The sequence below is a fragment of the Guyparkeria hydrothermalis genome, from assembly GCF_023555375.1.
Lineage (GTDB): Bacteria > Pseudomonadota > Gammaproteobacteria > Halothiobacillales > Halothiobacillaceae > Guyparkeria > Guyparkeria hydrothermalis.
In genome coordinates this window covers 48,273-64,662 of the sequence record NZ_JAJSEE010000005.1, presented here as the reverse complement: position 1 = coordinate 64,662, position 16,390 = coordinate 48,273, and the positions used below count along the sequence as shown (strand labels likewise).

The 16,390-nt window shown below is 66.8% G+C and carries 12 protein-coding genes and 2 tRNA genes; 9 read left to right on the top strand and 5 right to left on the bottom strand.

Annotated elements, in window-relative coordinates:
• Positions 1 to 33 precede the first annotated feature (33 nt).
• Positions 34 to 1,035, top strand: coding sequence for a tRNA dihydrouridine(20/20a) synthase DusA (gene dusA, locus LV475_RS07890; RefSeq protein ID WP_250106105.1), 1,002 nt, complete (start codon positions 34 to 36; stop codon positions 1,033 to 1,035).
• Positions 1,036 to 1,313: 278 nt separating this feature from the next.
• Here dusA and LV475_RS07885 read toward each other — a convergent pair whose 3' ends face one another.
• Positions 1,314 to 1,829, bottom strand: coding sequence for a hypothetical protein (locus tag LV475_RS07885; RefSeq protein WP_250106104.1), 516 nt, complete (start codon positions 1,827 to 1,829; stop codon positions 1,314 to 1,316).
• A gap of 3 nt (positions 1,830 to 1,832) precedes the next feature.
• Positions 1,833 to 2,465: a transglycosylase SLT domain-containing protein gene (locus tag LV475_RS07880; RefSeq protein WP_250106103.1), complete on the bottom strand. Its 633-nt coding sequence runs from the start codon at positions 2,463 to 2,465 to the stop codon at positions 1,833 to 1,835.
• Between the two features lie 49 nt (positions 2,466 to 2,514).
• On the opposite strand from LV475_RS07880, the gene LV475_RS07875 reads away from it, so the two are divergent.
• From LV475_RS07875 to LV475_RS07855, 5 genes are all read left to right on the top strand, one after another.
• Positions 2,515 to 2,922 (top strand): DUF1249 domain-containing protein, encoded by a 408-nt coding sequence (locus LV475_RS07875; protein WP_136866662.1) that lies wholly within the window; start codon positions 2,515 to 2,517, stop codon positions 2,920 to 2,922.
• 108 nt (positions 2,923 to 3,030) lie between these two features.
• Positions 3,031 to 3,106: transfer RNA gene (locus tag LV475_RS07870), tRNA-Gly, on the top strand.
• A 6-nt stretch (positions 3,107 to 3,112) separates the two neighbouring features.
• Positions 3,113 to 3,186, top strand: a tRNA-Cys gene (locus LV475_RS07865).
• Positions 3,187 to 3,299: 113 nt separating this feature from the next.
• Positions 3,300 to 4,376 carry a lysylphosphatidylglycerol synthase transmembrane domain-containing protein gene (locus tag LV475_RS07860; protein WP_136866663.1) on the top strand — a complete coding sequence of 359 codons (1,077 nt, stop codon included), beginning with the start codon at positions 3,300 to 3,302 and terminating at the stop codon, positions 4,374 to 4,376.
• Positions 4,373 to 6,637 carry a glycosyltransferase gene (locus LV475_RS07855; protein ID WP_250106102.1) on the top strand — a complete coding sequence of 755 codons (2,265 nt, stop codon included), beginning with the start codon at positions 4,373 to 4,375 and terminating at the stop codon, positions 6,635 to 6,637. Before LV475_RS07860 ends, LV475_RS07855 begins: the two co-directional genes overlap by 4 nt.
• A 9-nt stretch (positions 6,638 to 6,646) precedes the next feature.
• Here the strand turns inward: LV475_RS07855 and sohB are convergent, their stop codons facing one another.
• The gene (gene sohB, locus LV475_RS07850; protein WP_136866665.1) at positions 6,647 to 7,723 is read right to left on the bottom strand and encodes a protease SohB; all 1,077 of its coding nucleotides are present in this window, start codon (positions 7,721 to 7,723) and stop codon (positions 6,647 to 6,649) included.
• 154 nt (positions 7,724 to 7,877) lie between these two features.
• Here sohB and LV475_RS07845 point away from each other — a divergent pair, with 154 nt between their 5' ends.
• The gene (locus LV475_RS07845) at positions 7,878 to 8,111 is read left to right on the top strand and encodes a DUF2789 domain-containing protein (protein WP_136867655.1); all 234 of its coding nucleotides are present in this window, start codon (positions 7,878 to 7,880) and stop codon (positions 8,109 to 8,111) included.
• A gap of 22 nt (positions 8,112 to 8,133) precedes the next feature.
• Here the strand turns inward: LV475_RS07845 and LV475_RS07840 are convergent, their stop codons facing one another.
• Together LV475_RS07840 and ovoA are read right to left on the bottom strand one after the other, a co-directional pair.
• Positions 8,134 to 9,360 (bottom strand): MalY/PatB family protein, encoded by a 1,227-nt coding sequence (locus LV475_RS07840; protein WP_136867654.1) that lies wholly within the window; start codon positions 9,358 to 9,360, stop codon positions 8,134 to 8,136.
• The gene (gene ovoA / locus LV475_RS07835) at positions 9,357 to 11,489 is read right to left on the bottom strand and encodes a 5-histidylcysteine sulfoxide synthase (protein WP_211238829.1); all 2,133 of its coding nucleotides are present in this window, start codon (positions 11,487 to 11,489) and stop codon (positions 9,357 to 9,359) included. Before ovoA ends, LV475_RS07840 begins: the two co-directional genes overlap by 4 nt.
• Positions 11,490 to 11,678: 189 nt before the next feature.
• Here ovoA and LV475_RS07830 point away from each other — a divergent pair, with 189 nt between their 5' ends.
• Positions 11,679 to 12,134, top strand: coding sequence for a methyltransferase family protein (locus LV475_RS07830; RefSeq protein WP_136867653.1), 456 nt, complete (start codon positions 11,679 to 11,681; stop codon positions 12,132 to 12,134).
• Between the two features lie 223 nt (positions 12,135 to 12,357).
• Positions 12,358 to 16,377, top strand: coding sequence for an EAL domain-containing protein (locus LV475_RS07825; protein ID WP_136867652.1), 4,020 nt, complete (start codon positions 12,358 to 12,360; stop codon positions 16,375 to 16,377).
• Positions 16,378 to 16,390 lie beyond the last annotated feature (13 nt).

Genomic DNA, 16,390 nt, shown 5'->3' with positions numbered 1-16,390 from the left:
CAATGCCGACCTTTTGCGCCGGACTGCGACCCCATGAGCGACTCCATTCCCGCCACCCGCGAGCCCTCGCCGGACAGCCCCTGGCGCTTCTGCGTGGCGCCGATGCTGGACTGGACCGACCGGCATTACCGGTATCTCGCCCGCCAGTTGAGCCGGCATGCGCGGCTGTACACCGAGATGGTGACCACGGGTGCCTTGCTGCACGGCGACGTCGAGCGCCACCTGCGTTTCGATGAAAGCGAGCACCCGGTCGCCCTGCAACTGGGCGGCTCCGATCCGAACGCCCTGGCCGAGGCGGCGCGAATCGGTGCCGACTGGGGCTACGACGAGATCAACCTCAACGTGGGCTGTCCCAGCGACCGGGTGCAGAACGGCGCCTTCGGGGCCTGCCTGATGGCCGAACCCGGCCTGGTGGCCGAATGCGTCGCGGCCATGCGCGCGGCGGTCGACGTGCCCGTGACGGTCAAGAGCCGCATCGGCATCGATCATCAAGAAACCTACGAGGAATTCCGTGAATTCGTCGACATCGTCGCGGATCAAGGGGGTGCCAACGTGTTCCTCGTCCACAGCCGCAAGGCCTGGCTCAAGGGGCTCTCGCCCAAGCAGAATCGCGACGTGCCCCCTCTGCGGCCCGAGTTCGCCACGCGCCTGAAGCGCGAACGCCCCAACCTGACGGTGGTGCTCAACGGCGGGCTGACGACGGTGGCATCGATGCAGGCGGGCCTGGGCGAGGTCGACGGCGTGATGGTGGGCCGGGCGGCCTACCAGAACGTCGGGCTGCTGGCCGAGATCGATGCCGCGCTGTTCGATGGGAATCAGCCGACCGACCGCCTGGCCGCGCTGCAGGCCTACCGCGACTACGCGGCCGCCGAACTTGCCCGCGGCACGCGCCTGCCCACGCTGATCAAGCCGATCCTGACCCTGTTCCAGGGACGCCCGGGCGCCCGCGCCTATCGCCGGCACCTGAGCGAACAGGCACCGAGGCGCCCCGACGACGCGAGCGTGATCGACGAGGCGATCGCCCTGCTGCGCTAGGGAAACTCTGCACGATTCGATGGCATCTCTGGCTCGCGGGTTTGCTCGCAATCAAGGCGCCGGACCGAAGACGGGCCCAGGGCGATCACTCGGGCCCGTCGAGGGACGGCAACGACGAGTGCGGGCAAACCCGCGGGCCCCGTCCGGGCGGGCCTCCAAGGGCCCATCTGCGGCGTTTCAGCCCTTGTAAAGGGCGACGGCCCTTGACGGCGGACTGCGCCTTGCATCTGGACCCTTGGAGGTCCCGCAGAGACGTCATCGAATCGTGCAGAGTTTCCCTAGCCCCGCCGCTGCGAGACGACCGAGAACCCGTCCAGCAGGAAGGCGCTGCCAAAGCCGTTGACGTAGCTGCCGCCTTCGGGGTGAAGACCCAGCAGGTGGAAGTCTCCCAGCTCGCACAGCAAGTCGACCGTCTTGCCGTGACGCGCTCGCAGGGCCGCGGTGATCACGGCAAAGCGCTCGTCCGCGCGGTGGACGGACTCGACCCGTGCCGCCCAGTGGGCGCGCTCGCGGGCGAAGGGATTGCGGGTATCCGCCTGGTCGGCCAGCAGGGCGACGCGGGCCTCGCCGCGCTTAAGCAACGGCCGCGTGTGGGCGGCCAATTCACTGGCCAGCACCCAGAACGCGGCCTCGTGGCGCACGAACGGCAACGTGCCGATCTCCGGCAGGGTCTGCCCCTCGGGGGTGACGGCCAGCACGATTGCCGACTGGCCATCGACAAACCCGGCCAGCCGGTCGGCCTCCGCGGCCAGGTCGGGCGCGGAGGGAGCCGGTGACGATCCGGCACGGGCCATGCCCTAGCCGGTCCCGGCGTAAGCGGCCTGCAGCTGCATGACCCGCTTGACGTAGGTGCGCGTCTCCTCGTACGGCGGAATCCCACCGTAGCGCTTCACCGCGCCCTCGCCGGCGTTGTAGGCGGCCACCGCCAGCTCGCGATTCCCCTGGAACATGTCCAGCAACAACGCCAGGTAGGCGACGCCGCCGGCAATGTTGTCCTCGGGATTGAAACGGTCGGTCACGTCGAAGCGCGCGGCCGTCGCCGGCATCAACTGCATCAGCCCGCCGGCCCCCTTGGGCGAGACCGCATCGGGCCGGAAGGCGCTCTCGGCGTGGATCACGGCACGAACCAGGGTGGGGTCGACGCCGTATAGTCCGGCGAACCGGTTGACCGGCTCGACGTAGCGGTCATGCACCAGGCGCGGCATGACGCGGTAGCCATCCTGCCAACCCTTGGGCTTGGTCGCCTCGCTCTTGCGCCAGAGCGCGTAGGGTTCGTTGGCCGACTGCTGCGGTACGTTGGTCAGGTGAACCACGCCCTGGGCGTCGCGGTACTTGTACACATCGGCCTGTGCCGCCCCGGCCGTGAGCAGGGAAAGCAGCAGACTGGCCGCGAGCGTGCCGATCGCCCCCGGACGTCCCCGGCGGACCATTCGCCCCGCGGCATTCCTATTCGCGCGGCGCTTGCTTACACTGGCAGGCATGAATCTCAACACCGGCATTCCTCATTCCATCGAGCACGATCCATTCGATCAGTTGATGGATCTCTACGAGCAGAACTATATCCTGATTCGCCGCCTGCTCGGCGACCTGCGCCGCCTGACGCCGGGCGACGAATTCACCCTGGGTTTCTCGGTGGTCGCACGGGTCACCGAACGCGGCCGATTCACCCTCGAGCTTGCCTTTACCGACCACGAGATACTCGATTCGCGACAGCGCCCCGTGACACTGCGCGTGCGGGTCTACCTCGACGCCCGTTCGGCCGAGCTGCACGACCCGCGCCACCCGGCTTCCTGTCTGCAGGCCGACCGTACCGAGTGTAATCGGGCACGACAATCGCGCAACCGCATGTTGCAGCGCTGGCTGCTCGCCCGGCTGCGCCACCACTAACCCCTGATGGGCAAGTGGGCCGAGCGCCCTCGCCGGCACCTGCCATACGACGCGCCCATGAACGACTTGACAAGGGGGCGGTTCCTGATGAAAATTGCGCCCCCTCAAGCGGGAATAGCTCAGCTGGTAGAGCACAACCTTGCCAAGGTTGGGGTCGCCGGTTCGAATCCGGTTTCCCGCTCCAGATTTCGGCTGGATGGCAGAGTGGCTATGCACCGGATTGCAAATCCGTTTACCCCGGTTCGACTCCGGGTCCAGCCTCCAACACTGATGTATGTCACGGATAACCCGCCTCGCGCGGGTTTTTCTGTGTCTGCCACACTCGGCGACCGCGCCGACGCCAGCCGGCCGGGCCGGCGACGAGCCCCCCAGGCGACATGACCGACCCCCATCACCACCCCGAACGCTTCGAGATCCAGAACGAGCCAACCTTTCGTGGCCGCCGACTGGCGTGGTTCGCATTGCTGTTCATTGGACTCAGCGCCGCCGGGATCTGGGCGGTCTACTCGCAAGTCGCCGGTCACGAGATCCATTGGGATGCCCGCCTGCTCGGCTGGCAGCTATTACTGGCAAGCCTGGCGCTGCTGTTGGTCTACTTCGCCGCGGATGGTCTGCGCCTGTGGTTCACCCTGCGCGCGCTGGGGCACTCGATCCCGTTGACGGCGATGGCTCGGCTGGTGTTTCTCAACATCTTCGTCTCCAACATCACGCCGCTGGCCACCGGCGGCGGGGTGGCCCAGGTCTGGTTCATGCGCCGGCGCGGCGTGCCGGTGGGCACCGGGCTGACGGCCACCACCATCCGCACGGCACTGGCCGTGCTGTTCATCTTCGGCGCCACGCCCATCCTGCTGGTCACGCTCCCCGGCGCCGAAGGCGCGGCACAGAGCGATTCGCTGGTGATCACCCTGAGCGTGTCGGTCGCGCTTTACCTGGGGTTCTTCACGATCCTGGTCATGCGCAGCAACTGGCTGTTGCGACCGATGCTGGGCCTGCTCAAGGCGCTACGAGGTCTGCATCTGATCGGTCCGCGCCGACATCACCGCTGGCGCCATCGGCTGGTGCGCGAGCTGCAGCGCTTCGCCCACGGCTTCGTGCGCTACTTCCAGGGGCGCAAGCTCGACATCGCCGCCTCGTTCCTCTTCACGGCCATCTTCCTGCTGGCGCTGTTCTCGTTCCCCGCCCTGCTCTTCTGGGCCCTGGGCTACGGCTTCGACTACTGGCTGGTGATCGGCCGCATGGTGATGACCACCTTCGTCATGTATTTCTCGCCCACGCCCGGGGCCTCGGGCATTGCCGAGGGCGTGTTCGGCTACTTCTTCCGTGATGTCGTCACCGCCTCGCACCTGGTGCTGGTGACGGTCGCCTGGCGCGCATTGACGATCTACCTCGGCATGCTGATCGGGCTGTTCGTCACCCAGCGCGAGATCGCGGCCACCCGGCGGGACGCGTCATGAGCCGGGTGTCGGACAAGCTCACGCCGCGCCGGCTCAAGCTGGCCTTCTACCTGACACTGGCCGCGATCCTGCTGCTGGTGGGCTATCGGGTCTATCTCTCGATCTTCGAGGGCACCTACCACGCCGTCCACGCCGAGCAGATCGAGCGCATCCAGGCCCAGACCGACGGCCCCGCCGACGACGCGCTGCATTTCGCGGTGGTCGGCAACATCAACAACTCGGTCGGCCTGTTCGAGCGCAAGATGATCCCGCGGCTCAACCGTGCCGGCCTGGATTTCGTGGTCTCGGCGGGCAATGCGGTCAGCGGCGGTGGCGAAGACAAGTATCGCGCCCTGTACCGCACGCTCTCCCACCTGGACATGCCCTACCTGCTGACCGTGGGCGAAAAGGAGAGCGGTGCCTTCGGTTCGTTCAACTACTACGAGCACTTCGGGCCGTACTTCTTCGGCTTTCGCGCCGGTGGCAGCCAGTTCCTGTTCCTCGACAGCACCGACCCCGACACCTACCCCTTCCAGCTGCACTGGCTCAAGGAGCAACTGCGCGACCCGTCGGCCGCGCATCGCTTCGTGTTCATCGGCCACCCGATGTTCCGCACCGCGCAGAAAAGCCCGCTCGATTTCGACGACCAGTACCTGACCGACGAGGCCTTCCGCGACCGGCTGCACGCGCTGTTTCGCGCGCATGGGGTCGACGCGGTGTTCTCCAGCAACCTGCACCTGTTCGACGAGCAGCAACGCGATGGGGTGCGCTACGTGGTCACCGGCGGGGCCGGCGGACTGGTACTCAACGACGACACCAGCTTCTATCACTACGTCGACGTCAAGACCGGCGATGGCGAGGTGGCGATCACGGTCGAGCGGCTCGACATCGGCCAGCACCAGGTCTTCAAGACGCTCGAGAGCCTGTGGTTCTTCATCCATTCCCTGTTCTACGTCGGCCACCTCAACTTCCTGCTGGTGCTCGGCCTGCTGATCCTGCTGGCAATCAAGCTCTATAGCGCCATCTTCGTCGAACGCGACTACTACCGGAACTACGAGCTGGATACCTCGCCCTGGACGGGCCGGCCGCTGGGGATCGCCATGGTGACCAACAACTATCTGCCGTTCATCGGCGGGGTGCCGATCTCCATCGACCGGCTGCGCCGCGGCCTGGAGCAATTGAGCCACCGGGTACGCATCGTCGCGCCCAGCTACGCCGACCAGGACGACCATGACCGCGACGTGGTGCGCGTGCCCTCGCTCTTGAGCATGGGCCGCAACGGCGAGTTCCGCCTGGCCAACCCGCTCTCGCCGCGCATCCGGCGGGAATTGAAGGCGTTCGCCCCGGACCTGATCCACATCCACCACCCCTTCTGGCTCGGCTGGGCCGCGCAATGGCATGCCCGCCGGCTGAAGGTGCCGACGGTGTTCACCTACCACACCCGCCTGGAGCACTACTCGCACTTCGTGCCGCTGCCCGGCCCGCTGTTCCGCAACCTGATCGCGCACACCGCCATCCGTCGCTTTGCCAACCGCTGCGATGGGGTGATCGTGCCGACCGAGTCGGCCGAGGAATACCTGCGGGTGATCGGCGTCACCACCCCGATCTACGTGCACCCGACCGGAATCGATTTCGACCGGTTCCAGGCCGACGAACCCGCGGCCGTCCAGGCCCTGCGCAACAGGCACGGCATCGAGCCGGACGAGCGCGTGCTGGTGAGCGTCTCGCGGCTCTCGCGGGAAAAGAACATCGACTTCCTGATCTCGGCAATGGACGAGTTGCGTCGGCGCAGCGACCAGCCGTTCCGCTGCCTGATTATCGGTGATGGCGACGAGCACGAGCGCCTGCAGGAGCGCATCGATGCCCTCGGCCTGACGGCGATGGTTACCCTGGTGGGGGCCGTTTCACCCGACGAGGTGGCGCGCTACTACCAGCTGGGGGATGCGTTCGTGTTCGCCTCGAAGTCGGAAACCCAGGGGATGGTCATCCTCGAGGCAATGGCCGCCGGCCTGCCGGTGGTCGCCGTCCGCTCCAGCGGCATCGACGACGTGGTCAACCACGAAAGCAACGGCTTCAAGACGGCCGAGGACATCGAGCGCTGGACCACGGCCACCCAGCGGCTGATCGAGGACGACAGCCTGCGCGCCACCATGGCCGAGCGGGCCGTCAGCACCGCGCGACGTCACGCCATCGACCATTTCGCCCGCGACGTGGCCGACACCTACCGCCAGGTCCTGGCGCTGTTCCACTGGGAGCAACCCAAGTCGGACGAGGCCGACTGACCCACCGAGTCAGAGCGGATGTCGCCACTCGCTCAGGGCCGACTGGGCCGAGGCGCTCAGGCGCGTGAGCAGGCCGCGCTTTTTCATCGGCTGGACGATCTCGTAGGCATCGCCCTGCTCGGCCGCGGCAAGTACCAGGTCGTCGCTCGTGCCAATCTCGTCGATCAGGCCCAGACCGAGGGCGTCCTCGCCGTACCAGTGCTCGCCGGTGGCCAGCTTGTCCAGATCCAGTTGCGGGCGATAGCGGTTCAGGAACTGCTTGAACAGCAGGTGCGTCTGCTCGAGCTCCTCCCGAAACTTCTCCCGCCCGGCCTCGGTGTTCTCGCCCAGCAGGGTCAGGGTGCGCTTGTACTGCCCGGCGGTGTGCAGCTCGACGTCGATGTCGTTGCGCTTGAGGAGGCGATGGATATTGGGCAGCTGCGCCACCACGCCGATCGAGCCCACGATGGCGAACGGCGCGGCGACGATCCGGTTGGCCACCGCCGCCATCATGTAACCACCACTGGCCGCGACCCGGTCGACGACGGCGACCAGCTCGATCTCCGCGCTGCGCAAACGGGCGAGCTGGGCGGCGGCCAACCCGTAGCCGGGCACCACGCCACCGGGGCTGTCGAGCACCAGCAGCACGCGGTCGCGACCCGGTTCGGCCGCCTGCAACACGGCACTGACCTCCTCGCGCAGGGCCTCGACCGCCGAGGCGCGAATGTCGCCGTGAAACCGCAGCACGAAGGTGCGTGGCGCCGCATCCGCCTCGCCCTTCTCCTCGGCCGCTGGGGACGTTTTGTCCTCGGTCGCCGCAGGCGCGTCACCCTGATCCTTCTTCTTGCCGCCGGGCAACCGCTGGCGCAGATCGGCCCACTTGGCCTTCCAGCCGCCGTCGGGTTTTTTCAGCGCCTCGCGCAACTGCTTGCTGCGCGACTCGATCTCGTCGTTGAGGCGTCGGATCTTCAGCGGCTTGAGCCGGCTGTCACCCGCCTGCGTGTTGCGCGCCTGGGCCACGACGGAAATCACCGCGGCGACCACGAAGATCACGGCGACCGCCAGCGTCAGGGTCTTCAGGAGAAACAGGAAATACTCTGGCCACATGGGGGATCTGCTCCGGGCAAAAGGGGTGAGTATAGACGTGGCTTTCAGGCACGAAAAAAGCGACTAGAATCGAATCGAGAGCAAGGAAAACCCCAAGCCAGACCCACACGCATTCCACACGCGATACCGGCACCCGTCCGATGGAGGAGATCGCATGCAGCCACCGTTTCACCCCCTGAGTGAACTGTTCGAGCAACTCGGCCTGGACGCGGGCGAGGACGACATCGAGGCATTCATCGATCGCCATTCCCCCCTGCCGAGCGAGGTGGCCTTGAGCGACGCCCCGTTCTGGAACGAGAACCAGCGCCGCTTCCTACGTGAATCGCTGGCCGAAGACGCCGACTGGGCCGAGGCCGTCGACCACCTCGACGCCCGACTGCGCGACTAGACCACTCTGACCTGAGAAATCGTCAGGCGGGCCTCTGCCGCCTCGCGATCCGCTTCTCCCAGGCCTCGCGCAGTTGCGTCATGGCGCGTTCAATCACCCGCGTCGGCGTGGCCAGGTTGATACGCATGTAGCCACGTCCCGGCTCGCCGAAGATGATGCCCTGGCTCAGCCCCAACCCCGCCTCGTCGATGAAGAACCGCTGCAGGGACCGGTCTTCGGGCTCCCGGACCGCGTCCGACAGGCCCATGCCACGACAGTCCAGCCACAACAGGTAGGTCGCCTCGGGCGCCATCGGCTCGATCGGCAGGTCCTCGGTCGCCTCGATCACGCGATCGCGATTGACGGCAATGTGCCGCATCAATTCGGCCGGCCAGTGCGCCCCTTGCGTGTAGGCCGCCTTGAGCGCCGTGAGCCCGAACACCGAGCCCTCGCCCAGGTGCATGCCGCGGCGCTCTTGATCGAAGCGCGTTCGGATCTCGGTATCCGGGATCACGGCGTAACCCCCGCCGATGCCGGCGGTGTTGAAGGTCTTGCCCGGCGCGGTGACCGTGAACCAACGGCGGCCGGCCGCCTCGGCGACACGGGCGAATGGCGTGTGCCGGATGCCCGGGTAGGTCAGGTCCATGTGGATCTCGTCGCTGATCACCATCACGTCGTGACGCGCGCCGATCGCCGCAACCCGGGCCAGCTCGTCCGCGCTCCAGGCGCGGCCCCCGGGATTGTGCGGGTTGCACAGCAACAGCATCTCGGCCTCGGCGGCCTGGGCCTCCAGCGCCTCGAAATCCATCACGTAGCGCCGCCCGCCGTCGGTCGACTCCTGCTCGACCAGCGGATTCTCGACCAGTGTCCGCCCCTGGTCGCGCACCACCTGGAAGAACGGAAAGTACACCGGCGGCTGGATGATCACCCGCGCCCCGGGACTCGTGAAGGCCCGGATGGCCATCGCCATCGCCGGCACCACGCCGGGCACCGGCACGATCGTCTCTGGAGCGACCCGCCAGTCGTGCTGGCCGGCCAGCCAGCCGGTGATCGCCCCGACATGCTCGGCGGTCGGCTTGGCGTAACCGAAGGCGCCATCGGCGAGCCGTGCGGCCAGCGCCTCGGTGACGAAGTCGGGTGCGGGGAAGTCCATGTCCGCCACCCACAGCGGGATCACGTCCTCGCGGCCAAAGATCTCGCCGCGCCGGTCGTACTTCTCGCAGCCTGATCCGGGGTACTGGGCCAGCCGGGTGAAATCGGTCTGGCTCATGCCTTCCGGGCCCAGACCGTCACCTGGCTGACCGTGTGCTGATAACGCCGGGCCGTGTCGCGGATGACGAACGGGATGTCCGCCGGTTCGCCTACCAGCTCGAAGGTCGGCTCGAGGCGCTTGATCAGCGTGTCCAGCGTGGTGACGGGTCGACCGTCCTCGACATAGCCGCCCAGCCAGCGCTCCCGCGGTGTCACGTCCTCCAGCCAGGTGTAGGGCGAGGCCAGCACCAGCAGGCCGCCGGCATTGATGCGTCCGGCGATGTCGTCGAGGAACTTGCCCGGATCGTAGAGCCGGTCGATCAGGTTGCCGGCGAGCACCAGGTCGTAGCCGGTGAAATGCGGCTTCATGTTGCAGGCATCCTGCTGCCAAAAGTCGATGTTGTCGCGCGGCTCCAGGCCCAGCGAGGCCAGCGAGGCGGCCCGATCCTCGGTCAGCTCGCCCTCGGTGGGCAGCGCGTAGGCGATCTGGCCGTCGTCGAGCATCGCCTGGGCGATCTGGATGAAACGCGCCGAGAAGTCGAGCCCGGTGACCGAGTCGAAGTGCGGCGCGAGCTCGAAGGTCGCCCGCCCGGTGGCGCAGCCGATGTCGAGCGCCGCGCCATGGTTGCGCCCTTCCATCTGACGCAGGGCGTACTCGGCCAGCGCCCGCGGGAAGTTGGCCACGCCGAAGTACGAACGACCGTAGTGGAAGTCGCAGTACTGCGCGAGTTGCGCGTCGGTCTCGTAGTAGCTCTCGTCCTTCGAGGCCGGCGGGCGCACCGGTTCGCCCTCGACGTAGCGGAATCCGGCGTGCTGGAAGAAGTGCCGACGGAAGGCGTAACGGGCATCTCGCGTCGCCTCGTTGCCGGTCGAGATCCACGAGCCACCCTTGATCAGGTTGTGCTGGTTGTCGAAGGTCGGCACGGAGAAGTCGTCGTAGATCGGGTGCGGCTCGAAACCCTCGAAGGCATCGATGGGCGTCTCGGTCCACTGCCAGACATTGCCGATCACGTCATAGAAGTCGCCCTGGGCGAAGCGGTCGACCGGGCAGGCCGAGGCCCAGTACTCGAGGTTGATGTTGCCTGGCGCCCGCTCGCCCCATTCCGGCTCGTCGGGCACGCCGGCGACCTGGCGCAGGCGCTCGTACTCCGGCTCGGTGGGCAGCCGGATGGACTTGCCCGTGGTCTCGGCAAGCCAGTTGCAGAAGGCCTTGGCCTCGAGGTAGTTGACGTCCACCGGCCAGTCCCAGGGCATGTCGATCTCCCGGGTCATGGTGCGGTACCCCCAGGAGTCGCCACGTGGCACCCAGAAGATCGGGTGGACCGCGCCGCGGAAATCCAGCCAGCGGCGCCCCTCCTCGGTCCACCACTCGGGCGTCTCGTAGCCACCGGCCTCGACGAAGGCGAGGAACTCGGCGTTGGAAACCTGCATGCGGCTGGCGCGGAACGCGTCGACGTGCGTCGCCAGCCGGCCGTATTCGTTGTCCCAGCCGTACAGGGGGGCATCGTGCGACTTGCCCTGCACCACGGTGCCGCCGGTGACGTCGAGCAACTCGTTTACCGGTGCGGCCGCCGGTTCGGCCACGGCCGTGTCGCATATCGGCCACTCGTCATGCGGTCGCACCCACTCGAGGTCGAGCTGGCGGATCAGCACCGAGGACGTCTCCAGGTGGATGCGCTCGTGCTCGATGCCCATGAAGATCGACCAGGTCGGGTGGTCGTCCCAGCGCACCGGCGGGGTCCAGTCGAGCTCGCTGATCAGTTGGTCGACGCGCTCGCGCACCTTGCGACGGTACTCGCGTACGCGGTCGACGGTCGGCCAGTCGTAGTGATCGTCGTTGAGGTCGTCCCAGGACATCTCGTCGACGCCGATGGCGAACATGCCCTCGAGCTGTGGGTCGATGCGGGTGGTCGCCTTCGCGGTGACCAGCTTGTTGATATAGAAGGTCGCGGTGTGACCGAAGTAGAAGATCAGCGGGTGGCGCAGCGGTTCGGGGCGCTCGTAGAAGGCCTGGTCGTCGGTGAGCACCTCGAACAGCTTTTCGTAGGTATCCATGGTGCGGTGGAAGTAGGCGCGCACCGCTTCGCGCTTGCTCTCGGCATCGGTTCCCGTCAGCAGGACCGAACGGCTCTTGAGTCGGGACAGCATGACAATCTTCTCCTTGGACGGTTTTTGCACCGATCAACGAACGGAAAACGCAGGGAATATCGACCGACTTTAGGCTATCGAACCACGGGTATAAACCGCGCTGGGCCCGGCCCGGGATGTCTTTCGATCCACGGGGGCACTAGACTGCGCCTGGGACACGTATCGCAACCACCGTCAGGAAGACCCGCCATGCTCACCAAGCTGATTCCCCCTCCGGTCGCCCTGTTGATTGCCATTGCGCTGGTCTACGCGCTGGCGACGCTCTGGCCCGGCGCGACCCTCGACTGGCCCTGGCTGACCTGGCTCGCCTGGGGGTTGTTTGCCACCGGCGGCCTGCTCATGCTGGCGGCCGTGATCTCGCTGGCACAGGCGCACACCACCATCAACCCGATCCATCCCGAGCGCACCCGCCACCTGGTCACCAGCGGCATCTACCGACTCAGCCGCAACCCGATCTACCTCGGCGACGCCTTGCTGCTCGCGGGTGTGGTCTGCTGGTTCGGCCACCCGGCGGGCGTTTTGGCCATCGCCGCGTTCGTCGGGTTCATCGACCGCTTCCAGATTCGCGGCGAAGAACGCGTGTTGACGCAGCGCTTCGGTGCCGGCTACTCCGCCTACCGCGCCCGCACGCGTCGCTGGATCTAGCAGGCGACAGATACTCCCCAGCCGCCGCTACGGCCAACCCGCGCGAATAACCCATCAAAAAACTTTGATTTGTGTCAGAGACGACAAACAATTAGCGTGGCTCAACATTGGCGGCCTCTCCGGTCGGAATCATCCGACTCGATCTCGATTCGAGTCCGGATCGATGACCCGACTGACCGAACATGACCGCCCCGCGTAACCACCGGTGTACTGCCAGGCCCTGATGACCCCCGCCGCCGACAGCCCACTACTGACCAAGTCCTATCTGTTGATGGTAGTCGCCGCCTGCCTGGCCATCGGCAGTGTCGGACTGGTCGCGCCGCTGCTGATCACCGATCCGGGCCCACTGGGTCTGCCACTGCCGCGCGAGAGTGCCCTCGCGGCCCTGCTGGCCGGCCTGGGACTTGGCGCCCACCTGCAAGGATGGCGGGTACTGCACAGCGGTGCCGGGCTCGCCTTGCTGGCGCTGGTCGGCTACAGCCTGGCCACTCACGGCATCCATCTGCCCGCCAGCCTCAGCCCCGACCACGGCGGCGGTCACGACCACCTCTCCATCGAGGCCGCCCTGCTGCTGGCCGCCATTGCGGTCAGCCTGATGATCCCCGGCACCTCCCGACTGGCGCGTCGCCCCTGGCGCTGGGTCGGCGCGCTGATGCTGTTCCTTGGCACCATCTCGGTGTTCTGGATGCTGCTCGGCAACACGCCATGGCTGCAGTTCCAGTCGACGGCCGCCTGGGTGGCCGCGCTGTTCACCCTGTTGTTTGGCGGCGCCATGCTGCTCGCCGGCCGGCTGCGCGACAGCGATCTTCGCGAACTGGGATCGATCGCCGTGACGGCGGGGCTGCTCGGCTCCCTGATCGCCGCCCTGGCGTGGTACCAGCTCTCGCTGCTGCACAACCGCGACCTGCAGGCGATCGGTGAAATCCAGCTCGACCGCGTCGAGAGTGTCAGTCACCAGGCCCTGACCGACCGTGTCCACACCCTCAAGCGCCTGGCGGAACGCTGGCAACTGATCGGCAGCCTGCCGACGGCCGATTCGATTCGCGAGAGGGAGGCCGAAACCTACCTGCGCGACATGCAAAGCCTGCTGGTCGTGGCCATGCTGGACCGCCAACAGGACGTGGTCTGGCACGCCGATCGCGGTCGCCGTGGCGGTGAACTGCTGGCCGACTTGCTCGCCAAACCCCAGACCCGTGACTGGCTGTCGCAGCGCGATCCGTCACCACGCCTGCTACTGCTGGACGACCCATCCAGCCACGGCAACAGCAACAGCCTGATCGCCGTTCCCATGGTCAACCCGCAGCGGCGCGAAAAGCAGTTCCTCGCGTTGCTCGATTTCGACAGCCTGCTTCACCAGGCACTGCAACCGCAGGCACAACCATTGGCCGTTCACCTCGACACGGACGATGGCGTGCATATCGAGCTCTACAGCGACCCGGAGCACCACGAGCACAAGGCGGTACTCGCGCAGCGCGAACTGACGCTTCCCTTCGGACCGACACTGTCGGCCCGCAGCTACCTCGAGGATGGCCAGCAACCGCTCATCGCCTCGCTGCTGCCCTCGGCCGTCACCCTGATCGGGCTGGCGATCACCTACCTGATCGTGCTGATGCTGGCGCTCGGGCAAAATCGTCTCGCCCAGACCCGCCGCCTGGCCGCGGCCCACCGCGAACTGGAATCCCAGCAGATCATCCAGCAGATGATCCTGCATTCCGAATCGCTCGAACACACCCTGACGTCGGTCTGCGAACTGATGGAGGAGCACGACCCCGACTCGCGCTGCTCGATCATGCTCAGCGACGAGTCGGGCGAGAACCTGCATCTCGCCGCGGCACCCAGCCTGAGCGCCGCCTACCGCGCGGCAATGACCATGATCCCGATCACCGATATCGGCACCTGCGGCACCGCAGCGAATCGGCGCGAGCCGGTGATCACCGAAGACATCGCCAAGGACGACCGCTGGACCGGGTTTGCCGAACTGGCCGCCGACAACGGCCTGCGCTCCTGCTGGTCCTACCCGTTGCTGGCTTCCGACGGCACGGTGCTCGGCACCTTTGCCAGCTACCGCGGCGAGCCGGGCACGCCGTCGCAGACCCATCGCCGCCAGATCGCACGGGCCGCGGACCTGATCTCGCTTGCCATCGAACGTCACCGGGATCGCTCGGCCCTCGAGGAAAACGAGCAGCGCTACCGCTCGCTGTTCGCCTACAACCCGGACGCGGTCTTCTCGCTGGACAGCCGGGGGCGGCTGAAGACCTTCAATCACGCCACCGAGGCCATGCTGGCCCGCCCGCACGTCGACCTGTCCGGCCAATCACTGATCGAGCTGATCGACGCAAGCGAACGACAGACCATCCAGGAGGCCGTCGATCGCACCCTGCGGGGTCGGACCCAGGTCACCGAGCTGACCGTCACGCACGACGACGCCAGCCGGCACGAGTTCGACGTCACCTTCCTGCCGATGGTGATCAACGGCCGGATCGAGGCCGCCTACGGCATTGCCAAGGACGTGACCGTCCGCAAGCGACAGGAACGGCGCCTGCGCACACTCGAGCGTAGCGTCGAGGCGAGCATCCATGGCGTGATCATCGCGGACGCACGTCAGCCCGACCTGCCGATCGTCTACACCAACGCCGCCTTCACCCAGATCACCGGCTACCGGGCCGACGAAGTGATCGGGCGCAACTGCCGGTTCCTGCAGGGCGAGCAGACCGATCCGGCCGCCATCGATCAGATCCGCCTGGGACTGGCCGCCAAGCAGCCGGTGCGCGTATTGCTGCGCAATTACCGCAAGGACGGCAGCCTGTTCTGGAACGAGTTGCATATCGCCCCGGTGGAGGACGAGCACGGCGAGGTCACCCACTTCGTCGGCCTGCAGAATGACGTCTCGGCGCACAAGTCCTACGAGGCGCAGCTGGCCTTCAACGCCACCCACGATGCGTTGACCGGCCTGGGCAACCGGACCCTGTTCGAGGATCGCCTGACGCACACCGTCGAGCTCACCCGCCGTCGCGGCACCCGGGTGGCGGTGCTGTTCATCGACCTCGACGAGTTCAAGCCGATCAACGACAGCCTCGGGCATGCCGTGGGCGACAAGATCCTGATCGAGGTAGCGCGCCGGCTCGAGGAACAGATGCGCGCCGAGGACACCCTGTCGCGCTTCGGCGGCGACGAGTTCGTCGCCCTGCTGGCCGACATCGACGGCGAGGACGAGGCGCTGATGGTGGCCGAGCGGCTGCTGCCCGAAATCGGTCGCCCCTACCGCATCGACGAGCACGAGCTGTACCTGAGTGCGAGCATCGGCATCGCCATCAGCGAGCCGGGTCAGGAGAACGCCACCGCATTGATCCAGCAGGCCGACATGGCGATGTACCGGGCCAAGCAACAGGGCCGGAACACCTGCCAGATCTTCAACGAGGACATCGACACCCAGGTGCGCCACCGCGTCGGCCTGCGCAATGACCTGCAGGAGGCACTCGAGCACGGCGATTTCCAGGTCTTCTACCAACCGCTGGTGCTGGGCGAGGAGCGCCGCATTGCCGGGCTCGAAGCCCTGCTGCGCTGGCAGCACCCCACCCACGGCTGGATCTCGCCGGCCACCTTCATCCCGCTCGCCGAGGAAACCGGCCAGATCATCCCGTTGAGCGAGTGGGTGCTCGAGCGAGCCTGTCGCGACATGAAGACCCTGGTCGACCACGGCCTGAAGGACGGGCGCGTGGCCATCAATCTCTCGCCGGTGCAGTTCAACCGGCCCAACTTTCTCGCCACCATCCGCCGCATGCTCGAGCTCAGCGGGTTGCCGGCCAACCGGCTCGAACTCGAGCTGACCGAAGGCATCCTGATGAACGAGACGGAAACGGCCATCGAGACACTGCACCAGCTGCGCGACAGCACCATCAGCGTCTCGATCGACGACTTCGGCACCGGCTTTTCCAGCCTGAGCTACCTCAAGCACCTGCCGATCGACAAGATCAAGATCGATCGCAGCTTCATCCAGGGCGTGGAGCACAGCGCCGACGATGCCGCGATCGTGCAGGGCGTGATCTCGATGGCGCACCATCTCGGCATCAAGGTGGTCGCCGAGGGCATCGAGACCGAGGCCCAGCGCGACATCCTGGTCGGCTGGGGCTGCGACATCCTGCAGGGCTATCTGTTCGCGAGGCCGATGCCGCTCGACGAGCTGACCGGCTGCCTGCGTCACAACCGCCAGATCGCGGATCACATCGACCCGCCCACGTCATGACGCTACCCTGACG